Annotated in this window: 21 protein-coding genes; 11 read left to right on the top strand and 10 right to left on the bottom strand. The window is 72.7% G+C overall.

The genetic code is table 11. The annotated features are described in order from the left end of the window. Nucleotides 1-201: 201 nt before the first annotated feature. From HUT10_RS06640 to HUT10_RS06615, 6 genes are all read right to left on the bottom strand, one after another. Nucleotides 202-1,509 carry an alpha-glucosidase/alpha-galactosidase gene (locus tag HUT10_RS06640; protein ID WP_176170355.1) on the bottom strand — a complete coding sequence of 436 codons (1,308 nt, stop codon included), beginning with the start codon at nt 1,507-1,509 and terminating at the stop codon, nt 202-204. A gap of 26 nt (nt 1,510-1,535) precedes the next feature. Further along, nucleotides 1,536-2,417, bottom strand: a complete 882-nt coding sequence (locus HUT10_RS06635) for a carbohydrate ABC transporter permease (protein ID WP_176170354.1) — start codon at nt 2,415-2,417, stop codon at nt 1,536-1,538. Then, complete coding sequence (locus tag HUT10_RS06630; RefSeq protein ID WP_176170353.1) at nt 2,414-3,319, bottom strand: carbohydrate ABC transporter permease; 906 nt, start codon at nt 3,317-3,319, stop codon at nt 2,414-2,416. The genes HUT10_RS06635 and HUT10_RS06630 overlap by 4 nt, the downstream gene beginning before the upstream one ends. Before the next feature lie 23 nt (nt 3,320-3,342). Beyond that, nucleotides 3,343-4,593 (bottom strand): extracellular solute-binding protein, encoded by a 1,251-nt coding sequence (locus HUT10_RS06625; protein ID WP_254896720.1) that lies wholly within the window; start codon nt 4,591-4,593, stop codon nt 3,343-3,345. A gap of 402 nt (nt 4,594-4,995) precedes the next feature. Further along, nucleotides 4,996-5,634: an endo alpha-1,4 polygalactosaminidase gene (locus tag HUT10_RS06620; RefSeq protein ID WP_254896719.1), complete on the bottom strand. Its 639-nt coding sequence runs from the start codon at nt 5,632-5,634 to the stop codon at nt 4,996-4,998. A gap of 265 nt (nt 5,635-5,899) precedes the next feature. Next, nucleotides 5,900-6,706: a DeoR/GlpR family DNA-binding transcription regulator gene (locus HUT10_RS06615; protein ID WP_176170352.1), complete on the bottom strand. Its 807-nt coding sequence runs from the start codon at nt 6,704-6,706 to the stop codon at nt 5,900-5,902. A 126-nt stretch (nt 6,707-6,832) separates the two neighbouring features. Between HUT10_RS06615 and HUT10_RS06610 the strand changes: the two genes are divergently transcribed. Genes HUT10_RS06610 through HUT10_RS06585 form a run of 6 tightly spaced genes read left to right on the top strand, consistent with a single transcriptional unit; the run spans nt 6,833 to nt 12,091 of the window. Continuing rightward, on the top strand, nt 6,833-7,945 hold the full coding sequence (locus HUT10_RS06610) for an SIS domain-containing protein (RefSeq protein WP_176170351.1): 1,113 nt from the start codon (nt 6,833-6,835) through the stop codon (nt 7,943-7,945). 1 nt (nt 7,946) lies between these two features. Beyond that, the gene (locus HUT10_RS06605) at nt 7,947-8,903 is read left to right on the top strand and encodes an N-acetylglucosamine kinase (RefSeq protein WP_176170350.1); all 957 of its coding nucleotides are present in this window, start codon (nt 7,947-7,949) and stop codon (nt 8,901-8,903) included. A 9-nt stretch (nt 8,904-8,912) separates the two neighbouring features. Beyond that, nucleotides 8,913-9,818, top strand: coding sequence for a DMT family transporter (locus HUT10_RS06600; protein ID WP_176170349.1), 906 nt, complete (start codon nt 8,913-8,915; stop codon nt 9,816-9,818). After that, entirely contained in the window at nt 9,815-10,747 is a 933-nt protein-coding gene (locus HUT10_RS06595) for a 1-phosphofructokinase family hexose kinase (protein ID WP_176170348.1), read from the top strand. Before HUT10_RS06600 ends, HUT10_RS06595 begins: the two co-directional genes overlap by 4 nt. Beyond that, the gene (locus tag HUT10_RS06590) at nt 10,744-11,568 is read left to right on the top strand and encodes a class II fructose-bisphosphate aldolase (protein ID WP_176170347.1); all 825 of its coding nucleotides are present in this window, start codon (nt 10,744-10,746) and stop codon (nt 11,566-11,568) included. The genes HUT10_RS06595 and HUT10_RS06590 overlap by 4 nt, the downstream gene beginning before the upstream one ends. Before the next feature lie 16 nt (nt 11,569-11,584). Further along, nucleotides 11,585-12,091 carry a 2'-5' RNA ligase family protein gene (locus HUT10_RS06585; protein WP_176170346.1) on the top strand — a complete coding sequence of 169 codons (507 nt, stop codon included), beginning with the start codon at nt 11,585-11,587 and terminating at the stop codon, nt 12,089-12,091. Nucleotides 12,092-12,243: 152 nt separating this feature from the next. Here HUT10_RS06585 and HUT10_RS06580 read toward each other — a convergent pair whose 3' ends face one another. Then, entirely contained in the window at nt 12,244-14,253 is a 2,010-nt protein-coding gene (locus HUT10_RS06580; RefSeq protein WP_176170345.1) for a glycosyltransferase family 4 protein, read from the bottom strand. Nucleotides 14,254-14,306: 53 nt separating this feature from the next. Here HUT10_RS06580 and HUT10_RS06575 point away from each other — a divergent pair, with 53 nt between their 5' ends. The 3 genes from HUT10_RS06575 to HUT10_RS06565 all read left to right on the top strand — a co-directional run bounded on the left by HUT10_RS06575 (nt 14,307) and on the right by HUT10_RS06565 (nt 17,259). After that, nucleotides 14,307-15,650 carry a glycosyltransferase gene (locus HUT10_RS06575; RefSeq protein WP_176170344.1) on the top strand — a complete coding sequence of 448 codons (1,344 nt, stop codon included), beginning with the start codon at nt 14,307-14,309 and terminating at the stop codon, nt 15,648-15,650. A 240-nt stretch (nt 15,651-15,890) separates the two neighbouring features. Then, nucleotides 15,891-16,295: a VOC family protein gene (locus HUT10_RS06570; RefSeq protein ID WP_176170343.1), complete on the top strand. Its 405-nt coding sequence runs from the start codon at nt 15,891-15,893 to the stop codon at nt 16,293-16,295. 112 nt (nt 16,296-16,407) lie between these two features. Then, nucleotides 16,408-17,259 (top strand): MerR family transcriptional regulator, encoded by an 852-nt coding sequence (locus HUT10_RS06565; protein ID WP_176170342.1) that lies wholly within the window; start codon nt 16,408-16,410, stop codon nt 17,257-17,259. On the opposite strand, the gene HUT10_RS06560 is transcribed toward HUT10_RS06565, so the two are convergent. Beyond that, entirely contained in the window at nt 17,249-17,629 is a 381-nt protein-coding gene (locus tag HUT10_RS06560) for a hypothetical protein (RefSeq protein WP_176170341.1), read from the bottom strand. The two genes, HUT10_RS06565 and HUT10_RS06560, sit on opposite strands and share 11 nt — an antisense overlap. Then, complete coding sequence (locus HUT10_RS06555; RefSeq protein ID WP_176170340.1) at nt 17,626-19,194, bottom strand: cytochrome bc complex cytochrome b subunit; 1,569 nt, start codon at nt 19,192-19,194, stop codon at nt 17,626-17,628. Before HUT10_RS06555 ends, HUT10_RS06560 begins: the two co-directional genes overlap by 4 nt. A gap of 181 nt (nt 19,195-19,375) precedes the next feature. Here HUT10_RS06555 and HUT10_RS06550 point away from each other — a divergent pair, with 181 nt between their 5' ends. Further along, a complete protein-coding gene (locus HUT10_RS06550) occupies nt 19,376-20,734 on the top strand; it encodes a TIGR01777 family oxidoreductase (protein ID WP_176170339.1) in 1,359 nt (452 codons plus the stop codon). Continuing rightward, nucleotides 20,731-21,210 (top strand): TspO/MBR family protein, encoded by a 480-nt coding sequence (locus HUT10_RS06545; RefSeq protein WP_176170338.1) that lies wholly within the window; start codon nt 20,731-20,733, stop codon nt 21,208-21,210. Before HUT10_RS06550 ends, HUT10_RS06545 begins: the two co-directional genes overlap by 4 nt. Nucleotides 21,211-21,238: 28 nt before the next feature. Here HUT10_RS06545 and HUT10_RS06540 read toward each other — a convergent pair whose 3' ends face one another. Beyond that, nucleotides 21,239-22,981 carry a hypothetical protein gene (locus HUT10_RS06540; RefSeq protein ID WP_176170337.1) on the bottom strand — a complete coding sequence of 581 codons (1,743 nt, stop codon included), beginning with the start codon at nt 22,979-22,981 and terminating at the stop codon, nt 21,239-21,241. Nucleotides 22,982-22,989 lie beyond the last annotated feature (8 nt).

Raw genomic sequence — 22,989 nt, 5'->3', positions numbered from 1 at the left:
TCCAGAGCGAAGGTTAAAGAGCGGGACGCCGGGTGTAAAGCGTCGGTGACCGAGGTACGCGGTTCGGCCTACTGCCGAAGGCTGTCCGGCGTAGGGAACTGCTCGGCGCGCCCGGACGGTGAACCGGTTAAGCCGTGGCCTTCTGGGAGCGCTCTCATGTGACAGGTTCGCTGCGCACCGGCAGGCGCGCAGCAAACCGCGTCAGCTTCCGAGAACGGCCCGCAAAGCGGGCTGCAGCCGGTCGCCGTGGGCGCGGACCAGCTCGTCGCACAGCTCGAAGATCTTCGGCACCGGCAGGGTGGCCGCCGTGGCCGGGTCGGTCATCGCCGCGTGGCGGATGTGGCAGGGGTCGTCCTCGACGGCCGCGCGCACGACCAGGTCGTCGACGCTCAGGTACGTCCGGTTGAGCGCGGCGAGCTGCGGCGGCAGCGCGCCGATCCGGGTCGGCCGGACGCCGGTTCCGTCGACCAGGCACGGCACCTCCACCACGCCGCCGGCGGGCAGGTTCTCGATCAGGCCGCGGTTGACGACGTTGCCGTACACGGTCCGCGGGGTGCCGGTGACCAGGCTGTGGACGATCTGCGGCGCGTACTCGCCGGTGCCTTCGACGGGCAACGGCTCCCCGGCCGCGATCGCCCGGCGGGTCCGCTCGTACTCGGCCTCGTTCTCCGCGACGATGCCGAGGTAGGCGCCGACCGGCAACCGCAGGCGTTCGACCTCGCTGTCGTGCTTCAGGTACCAGGGCACGTACTCGGCGGAGTGCTCGCTGGTCTCCGTCGGGTAGTAGCCGAGCCGCCGCAGCATGTCGAACCGGACGCGCCGCCGCAGCTGCGCGTCGGACTCGGCCAGCTCGCGCAGCCGCGGGTAGAGGTCGGCGCCCGCGTGCTCGAACCGCAGCACCCACGCCTGGTGGTTGACGCCGGCCGCCACGTAGGTGACCTCGCCGAACGGCACCCCGACGAGCTCCGCGAGCCCGTGCACCGTCCAGTACACCGAGTGGCAGAGCCCGACGACCTTGGTCAGCCCGGTGGCCTCGCTCAGGTACTGGACGTTCATCGCCATCGGGTTCGTGTAGTTCAGGAGCCACGCGTCCGGGCAGACGTCGGCGATGTCGGCCCCGAGTTCCTTCAGGAACGGGAACGTCCGCAGCGCGCGGAAGATCCCGCCGATGCCGAGGGTGTCCCCGATGGTCTGGTGCAGGCCGAAGCGTTCCGGGACTTCGAAGTCTGTGCGGGTCGCCGCCGCCATCCCGATCTGGACGATGTTGACGACGAAGTCCGCGTCCGCCAGCGCTTCCCGGCGGTCCGCGTGCGCGGTCAGCACGGGCTTGGCGCCGCGCACGGCGGCGATCCGCTCGGCCGCGGCCAGCGCGGTGGCCAGCCGGTCCGGGTCGATGTCGTGCAGGGCGACGTGCACGCCGGCCAGCTCCGGGTAGGCGAACAGGTCCGCGAGCAGGCCCTGGGTGAACACGACGCTGCCCGCGCCGACGAAGGTGATCTTGGCAGTCATGGAAATCCGATCCGGGATGGGGCGGGTCAGCCCTTGAGGCCACTGGAAGTGACCGACTGGATGAACGTCTTCTGCGCGCCGAGGAAGGCCAGCAGCACCGGCAGCACGGTGATGACGTTGCCCGCCATCACCGCGGCCCAGTTCGTGTGGTGCTGGCCCTGGAACGTGGTGAGCCCCAGCTGCAGCGTGTACGTCGTGTCGTGGTTGACCGCGATCAGGGGCCAGGTCAGGTCGTTCCAGGTGCTGAGGAACGTCAGCACGGCCACCGTGCTCAGCGCGGGCCGTGACAGCGGGACGACGATGGTGAACAGCACGCGCAACCGCGAGCAGCCGTCGATCCACGCCGCCTCTTCGAGCTCGCGCGGCAGCGACAGGAAGAACTGGCGCAGCAGGAACACCGCGAACGGCGTCACCAGCGACGGCACGATGAGCGCGCCGAGGGTGTCGATCAGGCCGAGTTCCTTCATCACCAGGAACGTCGGGATCATGGTGAGCTGGAAGGGGATCGCCATGGTCGCGACCATCAGGGCGAGCAGCGCCCGCGAGCCGCCGAACCGCATGCGCGCGAACGCGTACCCGCCCAGCGTGCCGAAGAGCAGGTTGGACACCACGGTGACCGCCGAGACGATCAGCGAGTTGGTGAACCAGCGCACGAACAATGCGTTGTCGAGGACATAGCGGTAGCCCGAAATGTCCACGTGGGACGGCCACAGCGCGGGCGGGAACCGGTTGATCTCGGCGTTGCTCATCACCGAACTGAGCAGCAGCCAGACCAGCGGGGCCGCGAACACCAGCGCCAATGGCACGAGCAGCAGGTGCCACGGGCTGAACGGCAGCCGGGGCCGGCGCAGCACGGGCTGCTCCGCGCGGGTCGCGGGGACTTCGAGGCGGATGGGCTGTGTCTTCATCGCAGCGCCTTCCCTGGCCGGCGCAGCACGCGGAGGACGACCACGACGGCGAGCAGGGCCAGCGCGAGCACGTAGGCCGACGCCGCGCCGTAGCCGGCGGTGAAGTTCTTGAACGCCTGTTCCCAGACGAAGTAGACGATGACCGTGGTCGAGCCGAGCGGGCCGCCCTTGGTCGTCACGTACACCAGGTCGAACACCTGCAGCGAGGTGATCAGCTGCCACAGCACGAGGAACGCGGTCACCGGGGTGACCGCGGGCAGTGTCACGTGCCGGAGCACGCGCCACGTCCCGGCGCCGTCCAGCCGCGCGGCCTCGACCAGCGACGGCGGCACGTCCTGCAGCGCGGCCAGGTACACCACGACGCAGAAGCCGGTGCCGCTCCACAACGTGATGGCGACCAGCACCAGCAGCGCCTGCGCCGGGTCGGTCAGGAAGCCCTGCGGCGACACGCCGAGGTGGTGCAGCACCGAGTTGGCCGCGCCGAACTGCGGGTCGAGGATGAAGGAGAACAACACGCCCTGAGCCGTCGCCGACAGCACGAACGGGACGAACACGAGGGTCCGGTAGACGCCGACCAGGCGGATGCGCCGGTTCAGCGCCTGCGCCAGCATGAACCCGAACCCGATGCTGAGCGGGACGTACAACACCGTGTACAGCACGGTGTTCCCGACTGCCTGGGCGAAGTGCGGGTCCTGGGCCAGCGCGGCGTAGTTGTCCACGCCGACCCAGCGGCTGGGCGTGACGAGGTCGTCGGCCTGGAAGGACAGCACGAGCGACCAGGCCACCGGCACCACGCCGAGGCCGAGGATGATGAGCACGGCGGGGGAGATGTAGGCCCAGGCGGCCGCGGTTTCGCGGCGCTGCCTGCGGTGGACGGTGACGGGCCTCGGCAGTCCGGGCATGGCGGCTCCCTATCGCGGAATGATCAGGGCGGCGTTCGCGGCCGCGGCGCAGTCGCGCAGCGCGTCGGCCGGCGTCGCCCGGCCCAGCAGGACGGCGACGATCGCGGTGCCGAGCGCCGCCGACACCTGGGGTAGGCGGGGTGCACGGGCCGGACCCGGGCGTTCTCCAGCGCGTCGACGAAGACCGGCAGGCCCGGCGTCTCGGCGGTCTTCTGCTGCCACGCGGGCAGTTGCTGCGTCCGGCGGCTGAGCGGGAGGCTGCCCGCGCCGTCGTCCCAGCGGACGTCCTGGGCCGGGTCCGCCAGCCAGGACAGGAAGGTGCGGGCCGCCGCCACGCGTTCTTCGCCGTTGTCGAACAGCGTCCAGGTGTCCGGGCCGGAGATGGTGACGGCCCGGCCGCTGAAGCTCGGCAACGGCACGACCGCGTAGTCGATCCCGGCGTCGGCGATGTCGGGCAGCTGCCACGGGCCGGTGGCGACCATCCCGATGTGCCCGGCCTCGAACGCCTGGTACATCTGCTCGCTGCCGGTCTTCGGGTCGAGGTAGACCGCCTTCGCCGCGGCGAGGTCGCGGACCACCTCCAGGGCGCGGACGCCCTGGTCGGCGAAGCCGATGCCGCGGCCGTCCGGGCCGACGACGTCGCCGCCGAGGTCCCAGACCAGCGGCCACAGCCGCCACACGGTGTCCTCGTCGCCGGTGGCAGGCCAGGCGGTGCCGAAGGTGCCGTTGCCTGGGTCGGTGAGCTTCTTCGCCGTCTCGACGAATTCGGCCCACGTCCAGCCCGCGGCGGGCAGCGGGATCCCGGCGGTGGCGAACAGCTCCTTGTTGCACACCACGGCCAGCGAGTCCAGCAGCGCCGGGACCGCGCGGACGCGGCCGTTGACGGTGACCGCTGCCCTGGCCGGCGCCCAGAAGCCGGGACCCGCGTCGACGAGGTCGGTGACGTCGACGACGCTCGGGCTGCGCGCCACGCTGGCGAGGTCGGAACCGAAGACGTAGGCGACGTCCGGGAACGAGCCCGACGCGAGCGCCGCGGTGATCTTCTGGAGCATCGCGTCGGCGAGGACACCGCCGCCGAGGTCGATCCGGATCCCGGGGTGGGACCGGTGGAAGTCCGCGACGAGCTCGTCCAGGACCTTCTTGCCGGTGTCGGTCTGGCCGTGCCAGACCTCGACGGTGACCGGGCCGCCGGCGGACCTGGCCGGGCTGCAGCCGGCGATGGTCGCGCCCAGGGCCAGAGCGCCGGCGCCGCGGAGGAATTCGCGGCGGTCCATCAGCGGGTCTGGGGGGTGTGGCGGGGAATGCGGGGTGAGGACATCATCGATGCTCCGGATGATGGTGGGCACGACCCCGCCTCGGATCTTGGTCCTGGCGACTCAGTCCGGGCTCGCGGTGGGGACCGGCATACCGGCTGGGCGTACCTCTGACGTCGGGGTTCCCGGCGTGGAGAGCAGTAAAGCGAGGTGGTGCTGGGGTGTCAAGTACTCCGGTCTGCTGTCCTTAGTGGACCAGATGTTTTCGCAACCCCGAAGCGGGCATTGTGACTACGGCAGGCGACTGTTTGTCAAGGCGGGAAAGCGTGCCTTGACAAACAGTCGCCTGCCGTGTTTCGGCTTCGGATCGGGGTTGCCGGGGGTCTGGGCTTCTTGGGGCTGCGCCCCGAGGGGTCGGTCAGGTCAGCATGTCTTGCGGACGTAACCGCTTATTCCCTGCGGTACCACGTACAAGTCGCGGCGGACCATGCTGATCTTGTTCTTCCAGTCCGGGCAGCCCTTGCTCATGCCCGATGCCGTGTACTCCACGTCGACCACGCGGTTGTTGAACGGGCCCGCGTAGTCGGCGCACTCCTCGTATTCGCCGCACTCCTCCGTCACCGCGAAGTCGAGGCCGTTGGCCACGCGGTTCCCGGCCAGCTCCGGGGTGTTCTTCTGGGCGATGGCCAGGTTCTTGCCGTGGGCGTAGGCCGACAGGAGCTTGATGTACTCCTGGGCGTGCGTGGTGGTCAGGAGGTTCTTCGAGCGGGAATAGCTGTCGAAGTTGTCCGGCTCGATGGCCTGGTAGCCCTTGGCCGCGCACGTGTCGATCCAGCCGGAGACCTTCTGCGCCACCCGGGTGCGCTTGTCGGCCGTCCTCAGGTCGAGGAGGGTCTCGTTCCAGTCCGGGTCGACCACCTTCTTGCCCGACGAATCGCGGAGGAGGAGGTCGCTCGGCCAGTCGGCGTCCTGGCCCTCCTGGGCCTGGAACGCGTTCAGGTAGCAGATGTTGTACTTGCCGCTCGCCGGGGACGCGGACACGTCGCGGCTGACGATCTGCACGCCCGCCGGTGGGGTGTACGCGCCGCCGATCTGGTAGTCGAAGCCGGCCGCCTGCGGGGCAGCGTGATCGCCGCCGTCGCCGGGGCCGCGAGTGCGGTGAGCGTGCCGACGGCCAGTGCTCCCGCCGCCGTGAGAGAAGCAATTCGCTTGCCGTGGATGGGGAGGGGACGCTTCATCCGGACTCCATCTTCGTCGGGGGTGTGACGGCGAAAGGTAGGCAGGGTGATCACCGCGGTCAACGAAACGCGCAATCACGATGAGCGTTTCAGCGGTCCTTCGCGGAGCCGGCCTCGACCACCGTGACCCGGACGCCCGCCTTGCGGATCGCCGCGACCGCGTCCGGTGCCGCCGAGGAGTCGGTGATCACCTCGTGCACGTCCTGGATGTCACCCATGCGGGCGAGGGTGGTGCGGCCGAGCTTGCTGCCGTCGGCCAGGACCACCACGCGCCGGGCGCGGCCGAGCATCGCGCGGTTGGTCCTGGCCTCGTTCTCGTCGTGGGTGGTGATGCCCGCCGCCGCGTCGATGCCGTCCACCCCGACGAACGCGGTGCCGACGGTGATCGAGGCCAGCACGTGCTCGGCCCACGGCCCGACCAGCTCGTAGGACTGGGGCCGGGCGACGCCGCCGACCACGACCAGCTTCAGGCGGGGGTGCATGGCCAGGTCCATCGCGATGTTCAGCGCGTTGGTGACCACCGTCAGGTCCGCCCGGCCCGGCAGCTCCCTGGCCAGCTCACTGGTGGTGGACCCACCGGTCAGCGCGATCACGTGCGGGCCGGTCGGCAACGTGCGGATCGCCGCCTGCACGATGGCGCGCTTGGCGTCCCGCGACCGGCCCACCCGGTACGGCGGTGGCACCTCGTTCGTGCGACCCCGGGGCCGCGCGCCGCCGTGGGTGCGGGTCAGCAGCCGCTGTTCCTCCAGTTTGGCCAGATCGCGCCGCAGCGTGGCGGCCGAGACGCCGAACCGGGCGCTGAGCTCGCCCACGTGCAGCGCACCGGTGTCCGCGAGCACCCGCAACAGCTCCGAGAGCCGCTCGGCCCGGGTGGTGCGCCGCTTCCGCGTGGACATGCGCCGAGCCTACGACAGCCGGCGAAACGCTCAATCGGAATGCGCATTTGGACACCGGACCTTGCCCCCGGCGCCGGGCGCGGATGAATCTCCCGACGGACGACCCGGAAATCGGAGGCAGCACCCATGCACAACAGCGGGCCGTGGCCCGGCCACAGCCGGACCGCACGGGAGATCGGGCAGCAGCCCGCCACCTGGACCCGGGTGGCGGACGCCGTGCGCCGGGCCCGGCCGGAGATCGCCGAGCTGATCGGCGACGAGCCGCGGCGAATCGTGCTCACCGGCGCGGGCACGTCGGCGTTCATCGGCGAGGTCGTCGCCCGCGATCTCGCGCGCCACCTCGGCCGGCCGGTCGAGGCGATCGCGACCACGGAGATCGTCGCCGACCCGACCGCCGTGGTCGTCGACGACCGGCCGATCCTCCTGGTGTCCTTCGCCCGCAGCGGCAACAGCCCCGAGTCGAGCGCGGCGGCGGACCTGCTGCAGCGGCTGGCGCCCGGGCTGCGGCACCTGGTGATCACGTGCGACCCCGGCGGGCAGCTGGCGCGGCGGTGGTCCGGCGCGGAGAACGCCGTCGTGGTGGCGCTGCCCGACGAGGTCAACGACCGCGGGTTCGCGATGACCTCCTCGTTCACCGGGATGACGCTGGCGGCCCTGCTCGCCTTCGGGATGGACATCGACGTCGAAGCGCTCGCGGAGGCCGGATCGGCGGTGCTCGACGGCGCTTTCGAGCACGCGTCGGCGATCGCCGGCGCCAAGCCGTCCCGGCTGGTGTTCCTCGGCTCCGGGCCGCTGCGCGGGCTGGCCAGGGAAGCCGCGCTCAAGTGCCTCGAACTGACCCGCGGCGAGGTCGTCGGCCTCGCCGAGTCCGCGCTGGGCTTCCGGCACGGGCCGAAGTCCGTGCTGGACGAGCGCACGATCGCCGTGGTCTTCCGTTCCCCCGATCCGCACACACGGCGATACGACGAGGACATCGCGCGGGAACTGGTGCAGTCACTCGGCGAAGAGCGGGTGGTCGTGGTGGGCGGCGACGGCGCGCGGAGCTGGCCCGTGCCCGCGCCGCCCGGCCTGCCCGTGGCCGGTTACGCGCTGCTCGCCGTCCTCGCGGCGCAGACCACCGCGCTCGCTTGTTCGCTCGCGCTGGGCGTCACCCCGGACAACCCGTTCCCCGGCGGCGAGGTGAACCGCGTCGTGCAGGGCGTGGTCATCCACGAATTCGTTCCTTCGGAGGTGAGCTGACGTGTTCCTCGGAGTCGACGGCGGCGGTACGAAGACGGCCTTCTGCCTGGTGGACCCCGGCGGCCGGGTGGTCGCGGAGGCCAGGACCGCGAGCGTGTACTACCTGAGCGAGGGCCTGCAGATCGTGGAACCCCTGCTGCGCGAAGGGATCGGCGAAGTCTGCCGGGCCGCCGGGGTCGAGGTCCCGGACATCACCTACGCCTTCTTCGGCCTGCCCGCCTACGGGGAGATCAGCGCCGACGTCCCGGTGCTCGACGCGGTGCCCGCCCGGATACTCGGGACCGGGAACTACCGCTGCGGCAACGACATGATCTGCGGCTGGGCCGGGTCGCTCGGCGCGGTCGACGGCATCAACGTCGTCGCCGGCACCGGCTCGATCGCCTACGGCGAGCACGACGGCAGGCAGTGGCGCGGCGGTGGCTGGAGCGAGCTGTTCGGCGACGAAGGCTCCGGCTACTGGGTCGCGGTCCAGGGCCTCAACGCGTTCAGCCGGATGGTGGACGGCCGCCTCCCCGCCGGCCCGCTCGTCGGGGAGATGCGCCGGACGCTGGGGCTCACCGTCGACTTCGACGCGATCGACGTCGTGGTGAACCGGTGGCACGGCGACCGGGCCCGGATCGCCGACCTCAGCAAGGTCGTGGTCCGGGCCGCCGAAGCCGGCGACGCGGTCGCCACCGGGGTGCTCCGGGAGGCCGGGCGCGAGCTCGCGCTGCTGGTGGACGTCGGCCGGACCGCGCTCGGGTTCGAAGCCGCGCAACGGGTTCCGGTGTCGTACTCCGGCGGCATGTTCGGGTCGGCCCACGTGCTCTCGTCCTTCCGCGACGCGCTCGCCCTCGAGTACGACCTGCGCGAGCCGCTGCTGGAACCGCACATCGGTGCCGCGCTGTACGCGGCACGCCTGCACGGACACCCGTTGCGGGCCGGGCAAGTCCACCCGGCCGCGTCCCTGCCGCACTGAGGAGCCGAGATGACCGGATCAGGGGTACTCACGTCGTCCACCCGCAGCTGGATCACCTACGCCGGCCTGCTGGTGGTGTTCTGGGGCGTCTGGGGAGCCATCTCCAGCCTGCCCACCAAGCTCTACGCCTATCCCGACCCGATGGTGTACGTCGTCTGGGCCCTCACCATGCTCGTGCCCGCGTGGGTTTCGCTGCGCGGCAAGAAGTTCGACCGCGGCCGGACCGCCGCCGGGTACGGCCTGCTGATCGGGCTCACCGGCGCGGGCGGGCAGCTGGTGCTGTTCAAGGCCCTCACGATCGGCCCGGCGTACATCATCTTCCCGATCGTCGCGCTCTCGCCCGCCATCACCGTGCTGCTGGCCTTCGTCGCGCTGCGGGAGCGGCTCGGCGGGTGGTCGTGGGCCGGCGTGCTGCTCGCGCTCGTGGCCGTCGTCCTGTTCTCCGTCTCCACCGGGGACGGCGGGGACAGCGGGTGGCTCTACCTGGTGCTGGCCGTGCTGATCTGCGTGGCGTGGGGCGTGCAGGCGTTCTTCATGCGCAAGGCCGCGCTCGCCGGCGTGGACGACGCTTCGACGTTCGGCTGGATGACCATCAGCGGGCTGCTGCTGATCCCGGTCGCCGTGCTGATGATGGGCGGGCTGCCGCTGGGGTTCCCGTGGCAGGCGCCCGCGCTCACCGCGGGCACCCAGCTGCTCAACGCGGTCGGCGCGCTGTTCCTCGTGATGGCGATGAGCCGGGGCAAGGCGTCGATCGTGGCGCCGGTGACCAACGCGCTCGCCCCGGTGCTGACCATCGTCCTGTCGCTGCTGCTGTTCGGCGCCACCCCGACCGGGTTCCAGCTCGCGGGCATCGTGCTGGCACTGGCCGGCTCGACCCTGATGGTCTACCGAGCGGAAAAGACCGGCGAGCCGTGACCGGTCCGATCGTCACGGTCACGCTCAACCCCGCCGTCGACGTCACCTACCGGGTGGACGTGCTGCGCCCGGGGGAGACCGTGCGGGTGCCGGACGTCCGGTCGCGGGCCGGCGGCAAGGGCGTCAACGTGGCGGCCGTGGTCCGCGAACTGGGCGGCGAGAGCGTGGTGCTGGCGCTGACCACCACCCGGGCGCCGGACGAGTTCCGCGACGGCCTGGACCGGCTGGGCCTCACCCACCGGCTCGTCCCCGCGCTGCCCGCGGTGCGGCGGACCGTGGCGGTGGTGACCCGCGCCGACGGCACGACCATGTTGCAGGAGAACGGTTCCCCGGCGGCGGTCACAGCGGAGGCGGATGTCGCCGCCGCACTGGAGGCCGAGCTGTCGGCCGGCGCGGGAGCCGTGGTGATCTCCGGCAGCGTGCCCGGGGGACTGGGTGCCGACGTCCCCGCGAAGCTCGTCGGGCTGTGCGGGCGGTACGGCGTTCCGGTGATCGCCGACGTCTCCGGCGCGGCGCTGCGCGAGGCCGCCGGCAGCGGCGCGGTGCTGATGCCGAACGAAGACGAACTGAAGGAACTGGCCGGGGCAGGCGTCGAGGCGTGCCGGGACCTCGTGGCCGCGGGCGCCCCGGCGGTGGTGGCCACCTGCGGTTCGGACGGCGCGATCGCCGTCACCGCCAGGGACGCCTGGCGGGCCCGGCCCGCCGAAGTGGTCACCGGCAACCCGGCCGGGGCCGGCGACGCCGGAGCCGCCGCGCTGGCCCTGCGGCTCGCCGCGGCCGGCGCGGTGTCCGAAGTGGACTGGCGGGCCGCGCTCGCGGACGTGGTGGCCACGTCGGCCGCCGCGGTGCTGCGCCCGGTCGCCGGTGAGATCGACGTCGCGGCCAGGGCCCGCTGGGTCCGTGCCGTGCAGGTGGAGAGGATGCGATGAACTGGCCCGCCCTGTTGGACGACCTGCGCGCGCAGCGGCGCGCGATCGGGGCGTTCAACGCGATCCTGATCGAACACGCCGAAGCCGTCGTGGCCGGCGCGGAGCACAGCGGGCTCCCGGTGATCCTGCAGATCTCGCAGAACGCCGTCCGCTACCACGGCTCGCTCGCGCCGTTCGCGCTCGCCTGCCTGCGGCTGGCCGAGGCCGCGACCGTGCCGGTGCTGGTCCACCTCGACCACATCGAGGACGAGGACCTGATCCGGGAGGGGCTCGATCTGGGCATCACGTCGGTCATGTTCGACGCCGCCGCGCTGCCCTACGAAGAGAACGTGGCCCGGACGAAGGCGGTCGCCGACCGCTGCCACGCCGCGGGCTGCCGCGTCGAGGCGGAACTCGGCGAGATCGGCGGCAAGGACGGCGCCCACGCCCCCGGCGTGCGCACGGACCCGGGCCAGGCCCGTGAGTTCGTCGCCGCGACCGGCGTGGACTCGCTCGCGGTGGCCGTGGGCTCGTCGCACGCCATGGCCGACCGCAGCGCCGTGCTCGACGAATCCCTGATCGCGGCGCTCGCGCACCGCGTGCCGGTACCCCTGGTGCTGCACGGGTCCTCCGGCGTGCCGGACGAGGGCCTGCGCGGCGCGGTGGCGAGCGGCATCGTCAAGGTCAACATCGGCACGCGGCTGAACCAGGTGCTCACCGAGGCGGTCCGCTCGACGCTCGGGGAGCAGGAGACGCTCACCGACCCCCGCCGCTACCTGGCCCCGGGCCGGGCGGCGGTCCGCGACGAGGTGGCCCGGCTGCTGACGCTGCTCGCGAAGTGAGTGCGATGATGGGCCGGTGGCGGAGCCGATCGTGATCACCCTGGCGGTCGACGAGCGCGCCCAGGCCGCGTGGAACACCCTGCGCCGCCGCTGGTTCCCGCCGGAGCGGCTGAAAGTCGACGCCCACCTCACGCTGTTCCACGCCCTGCCCGGCGAGCACCTGCCCGCGATCCTCGCGGACAGCACGGAAGTGGCAGGCGGGATGACGCCGTTCGAGCTGACGGTGGCCGGTGTCCGGTCGCTCGGCCGGGGTGTGGCGCTCGACGTGGGGTCGCCGGCCCTGCTGCGGCTGCACGCCGCGTTGCGGGCGCGGTGGGCATCGTGGCTCACCCCGCAGGACGCCCAGCCGCTGAAGCCGCACGTGACGGTGCAGAACAAGGTGCGCCCGGAGACCGCGGCGGAGACGCTTCACGAGGTCCAGCGCGATCCCGGGCCGCCCACGGCGACCGCGACCGGCCTGGCCGTCTGGCGGTACGTCGGCGGCCCGTGGACGTTCGCCGCCGCGGTGCCCTTCGCCGGGTGACGGAGCCGGGGACCACCGGGCCGCCGGGCAACAGGTTTGGCGGTGGTGGCTAACCGGCCACCGCCGCGAACGACCTCAGCGGTCGACGCCGGTGTGGGCCTGCAGGCCGCTTCCCTGCGGCGACCGGCGCCGGCGCCGGCGGCTGCACCGGATCAGGGAGTGTGGGCCTCCAGGCACGTCCGCCGGTAGACGTCGGCGAACCGGGCGGCGACCTGCGTGATCCCGAACCGTTCGCGGACGGTGTCCCGGCCGGCGGCCGCGGCGGCCCTGGCTCGTGCCGGGTCGTCCGTCGCGGCGCGGACGAAGGCCGTCAGGGCGTCGCCGAACGGCGCGATACCGGACGTGTCGGCCAGCAGGCCGTTGCGCCCGTGGTCGACGTAGTACCGCAGCCCGCCGCGGCGCGGGCCGAGCACGAGCAGGCCGGCTTCCATGGCTTCGAGGACCGCGATGCCGAACTCCTCCTTGTGGCTGGGGCAGACGTAGAGGTGGGGTGACGGCGCGGGCAGGAGCCGGCTGAGTCCGTGCTCGAGCAGCCGGACGTCGTCGTTGCCGAGGGCCGGGAGCACGGCCAGCCGCCCCGCGGCCGCCGGGTGGGCCCGGTGCCGGGCCAGGATGCGGTCCAGCATCCGGGTTTCGTCCTCGGTGGGGCGGCTGAGGTCCCCGCCGACGAGCACCAGGGCGGTCCGGCGGTGCAGGCCGCGCGTCAGCCAGGCCTCGACCAGCAGGTCCTGCTGCTTGACCGGGTGGAGCCGGCCCACCGACAGCACGATCGGCAGCCCCCGCGCGTCCGGGCCGAGCCGGGGCAGTTCGGGGTCGGGCGCGGACAGCGAGTCGATGAGCTGCCGCTGCCGGGCCTCGCCGACGGAGACCCGCGGGAGCACCGTGATCCCTTCGGGCGGGGATTCCGGCGCCGGACGGCCGCGCAGCGCGGGGAAGTAGCCGGGCAGCTCACCTTCCGGCCGTCCCGGCAGGCCGATCACCGTGCCGGCGGTGGCCACCAGCCGGTCGGCCGCGTACATGCGGTGCAGGTCCGCACGCGCGCTCGACGGCGGCTCGGCACTGCCGGGCCGGTGCCGCTCGGCGAGCGAGCGGTGGGGGTCGGCGGTCAGCGTGAAGACCGTCGGGGCACCGAGCGCGGCGGCGGCGTCGGCGATCGCGAGCGACCCGTCGTCGGCGTAGCGGACGTGCACGACGTCGGGGCGGCAGCCGGTCAGCCGCAGCAGCCGCCGGGCCAGGAACGTGATCGCCGCGCGGTGGCGGGCCAGCTGCGGCTGGGCAGGCGCGGTGGGCGCGTCGACCGGGATCCGCAGCACGACGTGCCCGGCGCCGTCGACCTCGGCCAGGGACGTGCGCTCGGCGAGCTCCTCGTGCCCGGCCAGGGTCAGGGTGACGACGCGGGCGATGCCGTCCTGGCGCGGCAGGGCCGTGCCGAGGTGCCGCAGGAACACGGTCAGCCCGCCGCTCGCCCCGGCGCCGGGCCGGTCGAACGAGCCCAGCAGCATCGACTGGGCGACGACCAGCCCGCCGCGCTCGGCGGGCGGGACCGTCCACAGTGCCGCGTCGGCCGGCCGGGCCCGGCACAGCGCCGCCAGCACCCGCTCGTACGGGTCGTTGTCGCGTTCGCGCGTGATGGCCCCGCTGTGCCGGGTGAGGTACCGCCAGCCGGCGTGCCGCAACGCGCGGTCACGGTCGGCACCCTCGACCACCGCGGCGGCCGGGATGCCCCCGTCGGTGTGCCGCTCGGCCAGGTCCAGCAGCAGCACGCGACGGCGTGGCGAGGCCGTGCCGAAGGCCGCGCGGATCGCCCCGCCCGCGGCGGCCCGGCCGTGCGCGGCGGCCGAAGCGGCGAAGAGATCCAGTGCCACCGACGTGCCCATGTCGCCGAGCGGGCCCTCGATGTCGTCGGGGACCGCCGCCAGGACGTCGGCGGGCGCCGGGGGAGCCGGCGCCCGGGAGAGGGCCCGTACCGCGGCCACGGCGGAGTCCGCGTCCTCCGGCATCGCTTCCGCGCCGGCGTATTCGACCAGGGCCGGGACGGCGAAAGCGGGGTGAAAGGCGCGCCGGAGCTCCTCGACGCGAGCGGGATCGGCGCCGGGCCGCAGGTCCCGCAACGCCGTCACGGCGTCGGCCGGAACGGTGGTGGCGGAGTCGTGGATGATCACAGCAGAACTCCTTGCGGTAGGGCCGCCAGGACGGCGACGACGAGGAGAGCCGGATGCCGGAACCGCGGATCGTGGTGGTGAGCCCGCCGTTCGCTTCGCACGCGAGGCCGCTCGCGACGGTGGCGGCCGCGCTCGCGGACGGCGGCGCGGACGTGACGTTCGCCTGTGCTCCCGCGTTCGCGGAGCTGGCCGAGCAGGCTGGGCTGCGGTTCGAGCCGCTGGCATTCGGCGACAACGCCAACACCGGGATCGCCGAGCGCACCCGCCAGCAGGAGGCCGGCGCGCAGCGGCTGACCGAGTTCCTCGAGGCCACCCGCGCGGGTGCGGTGCCGGCGCTGCTGGCCCAGGCGCGGCACCGACGGGCGGACATGCTGCCCGATCCCGAGGGCGTGTACCGCGCGGTGCGGCGGCTGGACGACCGGCTGCGCCCGGACTGGTACCTCGTCGACCAGCTGGCCTACGCGGTCACGCTCGCGCTGTACACGCTCGGCCGCCGGTGGGCGGCGTTCTGCCCCGGGCACCCCGGCTACGTCCTCGACGGCCCGGACCGGTTCTTCGGGCTGCCGCCCTACTGGCCGGACGCGATCCGGCCGCCGTCGGCCGAGCTGGCGGAACTGCGGGCCGAGGCCGAAGCCAACGACCGCCTCTTCACCGAGCTGTTCACGCGGTTCGTCGCCGAGCACGCGCCCGGCAGGCCGGCGCCGCGCAGCGCGTTCGGCCTGACCTCGCCCGAAGCGGTGCTGTTCAACTACCCGGAGCTGCCGTGGCTGCCGTCGTTGCCGTCCGCCCCGGCACGGATCTTCGCCGGGCACTGCAGCGACGTCGGGACGGCCGGGCTGCCCGCGGACTGGCGTGACCGCGTCGGAAGGCTGACCGACGGCGGCCGCCGGCTCGTCCTGGTCTCGTTCGGGACGTTCCTGTCCGCCCGTGACGACGTGCTCGCCACCGTGGTCCACGGGGTGGCCGCGCTCGAGGGCGTCTCGGTGCTGGTGGCGGCCGGGGACCGGGCCGGATCGCTGCGGACGGCCTTCGCGGGCCGCGACCGGATCGAGGTCGCCGACCACGTGCCCCAGCGGGCGCTCCTGCCCGAGGCGTCGGCGGTCGTGCACCACGGCGGCAACAACTCGTTCACCGAATGCCTGGCGGCCGGGGTGCCCGCGGTCGCGTTGCCGTTTTCCAGCGACCAGTTCGCGGTCGCTCATGATCTGGAGCGCATTCCGGCGGGCCGAGCGCTCGATCCGCACCGGCTGACGCCGGAGACGGTCACGGAAGCCGTCGCCGCGGTGCTGGCATCGGGGCCACGCGTACGCGAGGCCGCGGCCCGGCTGTCGGCGGCGGGTGGGCCCGGGTTGGCGGCTCGGCGGTTGCTCACGGCGATGGATCGGTCTCCCCGATAGGGTTGCAGGATCGATGCAAAGCTAGCCGGTCCAGGTGTCGCGCTGCCCGTTGAGCGCGTGCGGCTTCGGTTCGCATGCGCTCGCTCCTGAGGGTTCGAAATGCCGATCTGGCGGTATAGTCGCTGCTAGCCGGTCCGTCGCGGGTGTCAGCTGACGGCTCGGTGAAGGTGCAAAAACTCGTCCGATTTGCATCGTAATTGCATCGAAATATCACAGCTGCGTCCTCGGAGAGGAGCCGTCATGGAGGCCGCGGGCTTGCACGCCTACCTCAGCTACCGGGACGCCTCCGCCGCACTCGGCTGGCTCACCGCGGTGGGCTTCGAGGTCGTGACGCGCCAGGACGGCGACGACGGTGCCGTCGTCCACGCCGAGGTCCGGCTCGGGTCGATCGTGCTGATGGTCGCCACCGCGGACGCGGACTACGACCGGCCGCGGCTGCTCGGGCTGAGCACGGGCGACGGGCTGTACCTGGGGTTCGACCGGAGCGAGCTCGTCGACGGGTGGTTCGGGCGCGCGGTGGCCGCGGGCGCGCGCCCGGTGATCGCGCCCGAAGACACCGCGTGGGGCTCGCGCCGCGCGCGGGTGCTCGACCCGGAAGGCAAGGAGTGGAGCGCCGGCACCTACCGGCCCGGGACCGCCTGGTAGCGATGCAACGCCGATCCATCCGATACGCGACCGCGCGGTTTCCGCGCTGAAAGCGGGCGGCCGGCGCGGTACCGTGTCGCAAAACCCGTTCAACCGGCGCACGGGAGACCGCGTGAGCAGCACACCCGAGGGCCGCGCCCTCAGCTCGAACGAGGTCGCCAGGACACTCGGCGTCTCCCAGGTGACGCTGCGGACGTGGGAACAGCGCTACGGCATCGGCGCCTCGGTCCGCGAGGAGAACGGCCGCCGCCGGTACACGCCCGAAGACGTCGACCGGCTGCGGCGGATGCGGGCGCTGCAGGCGCAGGGCACCCGGGCGCGGGAAGCCGCCCGGCTGGTGCTCTCCCGGACGGCGGCGGGCACCACCGTCGAGCTGCGCCGTCGGCGGATCGCCGAAGCCGCCGAACAGTTCGACGTGCCCACCATGGGCGATCTGGTCGACGACGCGCTCGCGAGCCTGGGGGTGGCGCAGGCGTGGACCGAAGTCGTCGCGCCGGTCCTGCGGGTCATCGGGGAACGCTGGGCGCAGGCGGGCGACCGCACCGCGATGGCGGCGGAGTGGGCGCTGGCCGCGGCGGCCTCGGCGGCGCTGGACCGGCTGCGGGCCCCGACGCCGCTGCGGGCCGGGCGGGGGCCCGTGCTGTTCGTGTGCGGGCCGGCCGAGCGCCACGAGCTGCCGGTGAAGATGCTCAGCGCGGCGCTGGGCGACGACGGCGCACCGTCGATGTTCCTGAGCGGGCTGGTGTCGATGGACGTGCTGCGGGTGGTGTCCGGCCGGTACTCCCCGAGCGCCGTGGTGGTGTGGTCGATGACGTCGCCGTCCGCGGACGTGCGGACCCTGCGCGCCCTGCACGCCGAGGGCATCCCGGTGCGCCCGGCCGGCCCGGGCTGGCGTGGCCTGCCGACGGTCGGGGAGCCGCTGCCGCCGTCCTTCGCGGACGCCTTGGCGGCCTTCAGCGGCTGAGCGCGCCGGTGCGGACGGACAGCACGGCCAGTGGCCCGACGCCGTTCTGCAGCACGGCCAGTGCCACCGCGGCCGGGTGCCCGGGCAGGTGCACGGCAGCCGCCCAGGCGCTTCCGGCGACCAGCAGCCCGGCGAGCAGCGCGGCCACGGTGATCGCGGTGCGCCGCAGCCGCTCGTCCCGGAGGTCGGCGATGGTCAGGGCCAGCGTGGCGTGCACGACGACGGCGACCACCGCGCCGAGCGCCGGCCAGTCGAAGGGCAGCCAGGTGAAGCTGGTCGCCGTGGCGGCCGCGGACACGACGGCGGTGGCGGCCGCGCAGGTCCCGGCGAGCCGGGCCCGGGCGACGGCCGCCACCGGGGCCGCGGTCACCGGCGTTCCCGGTCCAGGGCCCGGGTCTCCGCGGGCGGGTCCGGCGTCAGCAGCGAACCGGGGAGTGCGTGCCCGGCCGAGCCCAGCTTGTTCATCTTCTTCGGCACCGGCGCGCCCTGGTATTCGAGCGGGATCGGCGCGAGCGGCTGGTGGATCTCGATGAACTCCCCGTGCGGCAGCCGCTTGATGATGCCGGTCTCGATGCCGTGCTCCAGCACCTCGCGGTCACTCCGCTGCAGGCCGACGCAGAGCCGGTAGCTGACGAAGTAGGCCAGCGGCGGCCCGACGAGCAGCCCGATCCGGCCCGCCCACGTCATCGCGTTGAGGGACAGGTCGAACTGCACGGCGATGATGTCGTTGAAGCTGGAAAGGGTGAGCACGAGGAAGAACGTCAGCGCCATCGCCCCGATGGCCGTGCGGACCGGGACGTCGCGCGGCCGCTGCAGCAGGTTGTGGTGCGCGGTGTCGCCGGTGAGCCTCCGCTCGATGAACGGGTAGCTCAGCAGCGCCGTCACCAGCACGGCGATGCCGATCGCGCCGGCGAAGAACACCGGCGGCACGGTGTGGTCGCCGAGGTACAGCTCCCACGGTGGCCACACGCGCAGCAAGCCGTCCGCCCACCCCATGTACCAGTCCGGCTGGGACCCGGCGGAGACCTGGGACGGGTTGTACGGCCCGAAGTTCCACACCGGGTTGATCTGGAACAGCCCCGACATCAGCGCCAGCACCCCGACGACCAGGGTGAAGAACGCCCCGCCCTTGAGCGCGAAGTACGGCATGATCCGCACCCCGACCACGTTGGTCTCCTTGCGGCGCACGCCCGGGAACTGGGTGTGCTTCTGGTACCAGACCAGCGCCAGGTGCGCCCCGACCAGCGCGAGCATGATGCCCGGGATGAGCAGGATGTGCAGCGTGTACAGCCGCGGGATGATCTGATCGCCCGGGAACTCCCCGCCGAACAGCGCCCAGTGGATCCAGGTCCCGGCCACCGGCACCGACAGCACGATGCCCGACAGCGTCGCCCGGATACCGGTCCCGGAGAGCAGGTCGTCCGGCAGCGAGTAGCCGAAGAAGCCTTCGAAGCAGCCCAGGATCAGCAGCAGCCCGCCGATCACCCAGTTCGCCTCACGCGGGCGCCGGAACGCGCCGGTGAAGAAGATGCGCAGCATGTGCACGGCCATGGACGCGACGAAGATCAGCGCGGCCCAGTGGTGCAGCTGGCGCATGAACAGGCCGCCGCGCACGTCGAAGGAGATGTCCAGCGTCGTGCGGAACGCCTGGGACATCTCCAGGCCCTGCATGTTCTTGAAGCTGCCGTGGTAGACGACCTCCTGCATCGAGGGGTCGAAGAACAGCGTCAGGTAGACCCCGGTCAGCAGCAGGATGATGAAGCTGTAGAGCGCGATCTCGCCCAGCAGGAACGACCAGTGGGTCGGGAACACCTTGTTCATCTGGTGCCGCAGGCCCTTGGCCAGCCGGTAGCGCTGGTCGGCGTTGTTCGCGGCCTCGCCCAGCGCCTTCCCGACCGGGCTGGTGCCCTTGGTCGGCGTGGTGAGTGAACTCATCGGCACCCGCTCCTCCCGGCCGTCCCTCCCTGCGACCGTGACACCGGGAGATCGGCGCTGCAACGAGACAGCGCGATTTGGATCGACTTTGCATCGGTATGACGCCTCTTCGTCGCGCAGAAACGACACCGGACTCGTAATGTCGGCATCGTTGCATCGTCAGCGCAGCGAAAGGGTGATCGTGGCCAGGATCTTTCGGTCGGTAGTCCGCTCGGCCGTCGACGATGTCTTCGCCTGGCACGCCCGGCCCGGGGCGATCGCGCGGCTCACCCCGCCGTGGCAGCCGGTGCGCGTCGGCGCCGAGGCGGGTTCGCTGCGCGACGGCACGGCGAAACTCGTCCTGGCCGGCTGCGTGCCGTGGGTGGCCGCGCACGACGCCGGCGGCTACGAGCCACCCCACCAGTTCGTCGACCGGCTCGCCAATCCCGTGCTGCGGTGGCGGCACACGCACCGGTTCGAGGCGGCCGGTCCGGACCGGACCCTGGTCACCGACCACGTCGACACCCCGGTGCCGGAGGCGCTCCTGCGGTCGATGTTCGCCTACCGCCACCGGCAGCTGGCGGCGGACCTGGCCGCGCACCAGCGGTACCGGCACGAGCCGCTGACGGTCGCGGTGACCGGGGCGCGCGGGCTGGTCGGCACGGCGCTGACGGCGATGCTGACCACCGGGGGACACCGGGTCGTCCGGCTGGTGCGGCGCCCGGCGGAGACGGCGGACGAACGGACGTGGCAGCCGGACGACCCCGCCGCCGACCTGCTCACCGGCGTCGACGCGGTCGTGCACCTGGCCGGCGCCTCGGTGGCCGGCCGCTTCGACGAGCGGCACCGGCGGGCGGTGCGGGACAGCCGGATCGGACCGACGCGGGCGCTCGCGGAGCTGGCCGCGCGCACGCCCGGCGGACCGGGGGTGTTCGTCTCGGCGTCCGCGGTCGGCTACTACGGACCGGACCGGGGTGATGAGGTCCTCGACGAGGAAAGCGAGCGGGGACAGGGGTTCCTGGCCGACGTCGTCGCCGACTGGGAGGCGGCCACCGAACCGGCGTCGGCGGCGGGGCTGCGGGTGGTCCGGGTGCGCACGGGCCTGGTGCTGAGCCCGCGCGGCGGCCTGCTGCGGCTGCAGTACCCGCTGTTCGCCGCCGGGCTCGGCGGCCCGCTCGGCGCCGGACGGCAGTGGATGCCGTGGATCGGCCTCGACGACCTGGCCGAGATCTACCTGCGGGCCGTGACCGACACCGTCCTCAGTGGACCGGTCAACGCGGTGGGCCCGGAACCGGTGCGCAACGCCGAATACACGCGCACGCTGGCCGCGGTGCTCAAGAGGCCGGCGCTGCTCAAGGTGCCGTCGTTCGGCCCGCGGCTGCTGCTGGGGGAGGACGGCGCCCGCGAGCTCGCGTTCGCCGACCAGCGCGTGGTGCCCCGCCTGCTGACCGACCTGGGCCACGACTTCCGGCACCGGCGCCTGGCGGACGCGCTCGGCCACCTGCTGGGCACGGCGACGGCCCCGGTGTTCGAGGACTCGATGGCGGAAGGAACGGCATGACGACGGTGCACCGTTCGGCCCCGGCCCCGCTGGCCTTGGCCGGCTTCTTCGCCGCGGTGGCCGCGGTCGCCGTCGTGGGCAGCCTGGCGGCCACCCGCTCGAGGGACGTCTACGCCGCGCTGGCCCAGCCGCCGTGGGCACCGCCGTCGTGGCTGTTCGGTCCGGTGTGGACGGTGTTGTACATCCTGATCGCGGTGTCCGGCTGGCTGTTCTGGCGCGCCCCGGGCACCCGGGCCGGCTTCGCCTGGTACGCGGCGGGCCTGGTCCTCAACGCGGCGTGGACACCGCTGTTCTTCGCCGCCGGCGCCTACACGCTCGCCCTGGCCGAGATCGTGCTCCTCGACATCGTCATCGCGGGCACGGTGGCGGTGTTCCGCAGGCGTTCGAAGACCGCGGCGGCGCTCCAGCTGCCGTACCTGGCCTGGACCCTGTTCGCCACAGCCCTCAACGCGGCGATCATCGTGCTCAACCCCTGATCGCCGCGTCTTCCTGCCGTCGAATGGATCATCGGGCTTTGAAGATCCGGCCCACGCCGACGGCGAGGCACAGCGCCAGCCCCCAGCCGGCCACGGTAAACGCCGCGGCGACCCAGCCCGCCCAGCCGCTCGCGGCCCAGAAGTCCCGCTGCTTCAAGTTCACCACCGGCAGGAGCAGGTCCAAGGTGTAGAGGAACGAGTTGAACTCCGGCACCTTGTCGCGGGTGGGGACGAGCCGGTCACCGGCGAAGGTGAAGATCAAGGACCCGGTGACCTGCAGCACCAGCCACCACCACAGGACCTGGAGCGGCCGGTACCCGTAGCGCACGGTCCACCGCAGCAGCAGCCCGGACAGGCGCGAGGCCCGGCCGGCGAAACCCGGCAGCGACTTCCGCCTCGCGGTCTCACCCGCGACTGCCACTTTCGCTGCCTCGTCGTCGAACCCCGCCTTCTGGTAGACGGCCGCGAGCTGTGCGTAGATCTGGGGGACGTACCGCTTGTTCAGCTGCAGCCAGCGCAACCGGTCGTCGACGCTGGGGACTCCCGTCCCGTCATGAGGCAGGCTCCGGTAGTCGAAGTCGTGCAGGAGCACTTTGGCGGGCCAGTTGGCCTCGCAGTCGTCCAGGTGCCCGGCCGTCGCACCGGACAGGTCGATCTCCCCGGTGGGCCGTTCCCCGATGTGCAGGGCGAGCGTCCGCCCGATCGTCGCACCCGCCAACGTCAGCGCAGGCCCGTTCGAGGCCGAGGCGAACGCCGCGCCGGTGAAGTCGAGATCGCCGGTGATGTTCGCGTCGCGCAGGAACACGGTCCCGTCGGCGTGGAAGTCCTTGCCGAACTCGGCGGACTGCGCGACGGTGATCCGGTCGCCGCTCAGCGCGGCGCCGTGTTGCTCGAACCGTCCGCCGGTACAGCTGAGCCTGCCGCCGATCTTCGCGTCGGTCAGGTCGACTTCGCCGTCGGCCACGAAGCCGCCGCAGAACAGCGCGTCCCGCGTGATACCCAGGGCCTTGGCCGTCAGCACCACGTCGCCGGGATTGCCGAAGTGCCCGCCGGTGCAGCGGAGGCTGCCGCCGATCGCGGCGTCGTTGAACACGACCTTTCCCGTCGCGCGGAAGGCCGCCCCGGTCGTCTCCCGGCACAAGGCGACGTCCCGGCCGACCGTGGCGCCGGTCGCGTCGATCGCCACGTCGGCCTTGTTCTCGAACTGGCCTCCTTCCCACCAGAGGTTGCCGTCGATCTCCGCTCCGGCGAGCAGGAGCTTGCCGTTGAGCTCGAAGCCGCTGCGGCAGATCATGTTCTGCTTGAGCTCGGCCCTGGCCAGGTCCAGTGCGGTGCCGCCGACGTTGTGGAACGAGCCGCCGGACAGGTCGAGCTGACCGCGGATCCGGCAGCCCGTGAGATCCGCTCCACCGTCCACGTGGGAGCCTGCGGTGAAGATGGCGTCCTGGTCGACGGCCAGCTGGCTGAACTCCAGCGCGCTCCCACCCCGATTGCGGAACCGGCCCCCGGCGCAGTTGAGCTCGCCTTCGATGTGCGCGCCGATCAGCTGGACCGCGCCGGTGGAGCGGAATCCGGCGTCCAGGTAGACGTTCTCCTCGACCAGCAGGTCGGACGCCTCGATCGCCACCCCGCCCGGGTTGGAGAACTCGCTGTCACCGCATTGGAGCTGGCCACCGATGTGGGCGCCGACCAGGCGGACGATGCCCTTGGCGCGGAACCCGCCGGAGCACCGCACGTCCTGGTCCACCCGCAGGCCGTCCGCGAGCAGCACGACGGCAC

The organism is Amycolatopsis sp. Hca4 (assembly GCF_013364075.1).
Classification (GTDB): domain Bacteria; phylum Actinomycetota; class Actinomycetes; order Mycobacteriales; family Pseudonocardiaceae; genus Amycolatopsis.
This window is presented reverse-complemented; position numbering and strand designations above follow the sequence as displayed.

Excerpts from the sequence above, each read along its gene's own strand:
- HUT10_RS06600 (WP_176170349.1), top strand. The coding sequence starts at position 8,913 with ATGACCGGATCAGGGGTACTCACGTCGTCCACCCGCAGCTGGATCACC.
- HUT10_RS06590 (WP_176170347.1), top strand. The coding sequence starts at position 10,744 with ATGAACTGGCCCGCCCTGTTGGACGACCTGCGCGCGCAGCGGCGCGCG.
- HUT10_RS06630 (WP_176170353.1), bottom strand. The coding sequence starts at position 3,319 with ATGCCCGGACTGCCGAGGCCCGTCACCGTCCACCGCAGGCAGCGCCGC.
- HUT10_RS06625 (WP_254896720.1), bottom strand. The coding sequence starts at position 4,593 with ATGGACCGCCGCGAATTCCTCCGCGGCGCCGGCGCTCTGGCCCTGGGC.
- HUT10_RS06555 (WP_176170340.1), bottom strand. The coding sequence starts at position 19,194 with ATGAGTTCACTCACCACGCCGACCAAGGGCACCAGCCCGGTCGGGAAG.
- HUT10_RS06575 (WP_176170344.1), top strand. The coding sequence starts at position 14,307 with ATGCCGGAACCGCGGATCGTGGTGGTGAGCCCGCCGTTCGCTTCGCAC.
- HUT10_RS06635 (WP_176170354.1), bottom strand. The coding sequence starts at position 2,417 with ATGAAGACACAGCCCATCCGCCTCGAAGTCCCCGCGACCCGCGCGGAG.
- HUT10_RS06640 (WP_176170355.1), bottom strand. The coding sequence starts at position 1,509 with ATGACTGCCAAGATCACCTTCGTCGGCGCGGGCAGCGTCGTGTTCACC.
- HUT10_RS06615 (WP_176170352.1), bottom strand. The coding sequence starts at position 6,706 with ATGTCCACGCGGAAGCGGCGCACCACCCGGGCCGAGCGGCTCTCGGAG.
- HUT10_RS06570 (WP_176170343.1), top strand. The coding sequence starts at position 15,891 with ATGGAGGCCGCGGGCTTGCACGCCTACCTCAGCTACCGGGACGCCTCC.
- HUT10_RS06545 (WP_176170338.1), top strand. The coding sequence starts at position 20,731 with ATGACGACGGTGCACCGTTCGGCCCCGGCCCCGCTGGCCTTGGCCGGC.
- HUT10_RS06610 (WP_176170351.1), top strand. The coding sequence starts at position 6,833 with ATGCACAACAGCGGGCCGTGGCCCGGCCACAGCCGGACCGCACGGGAG.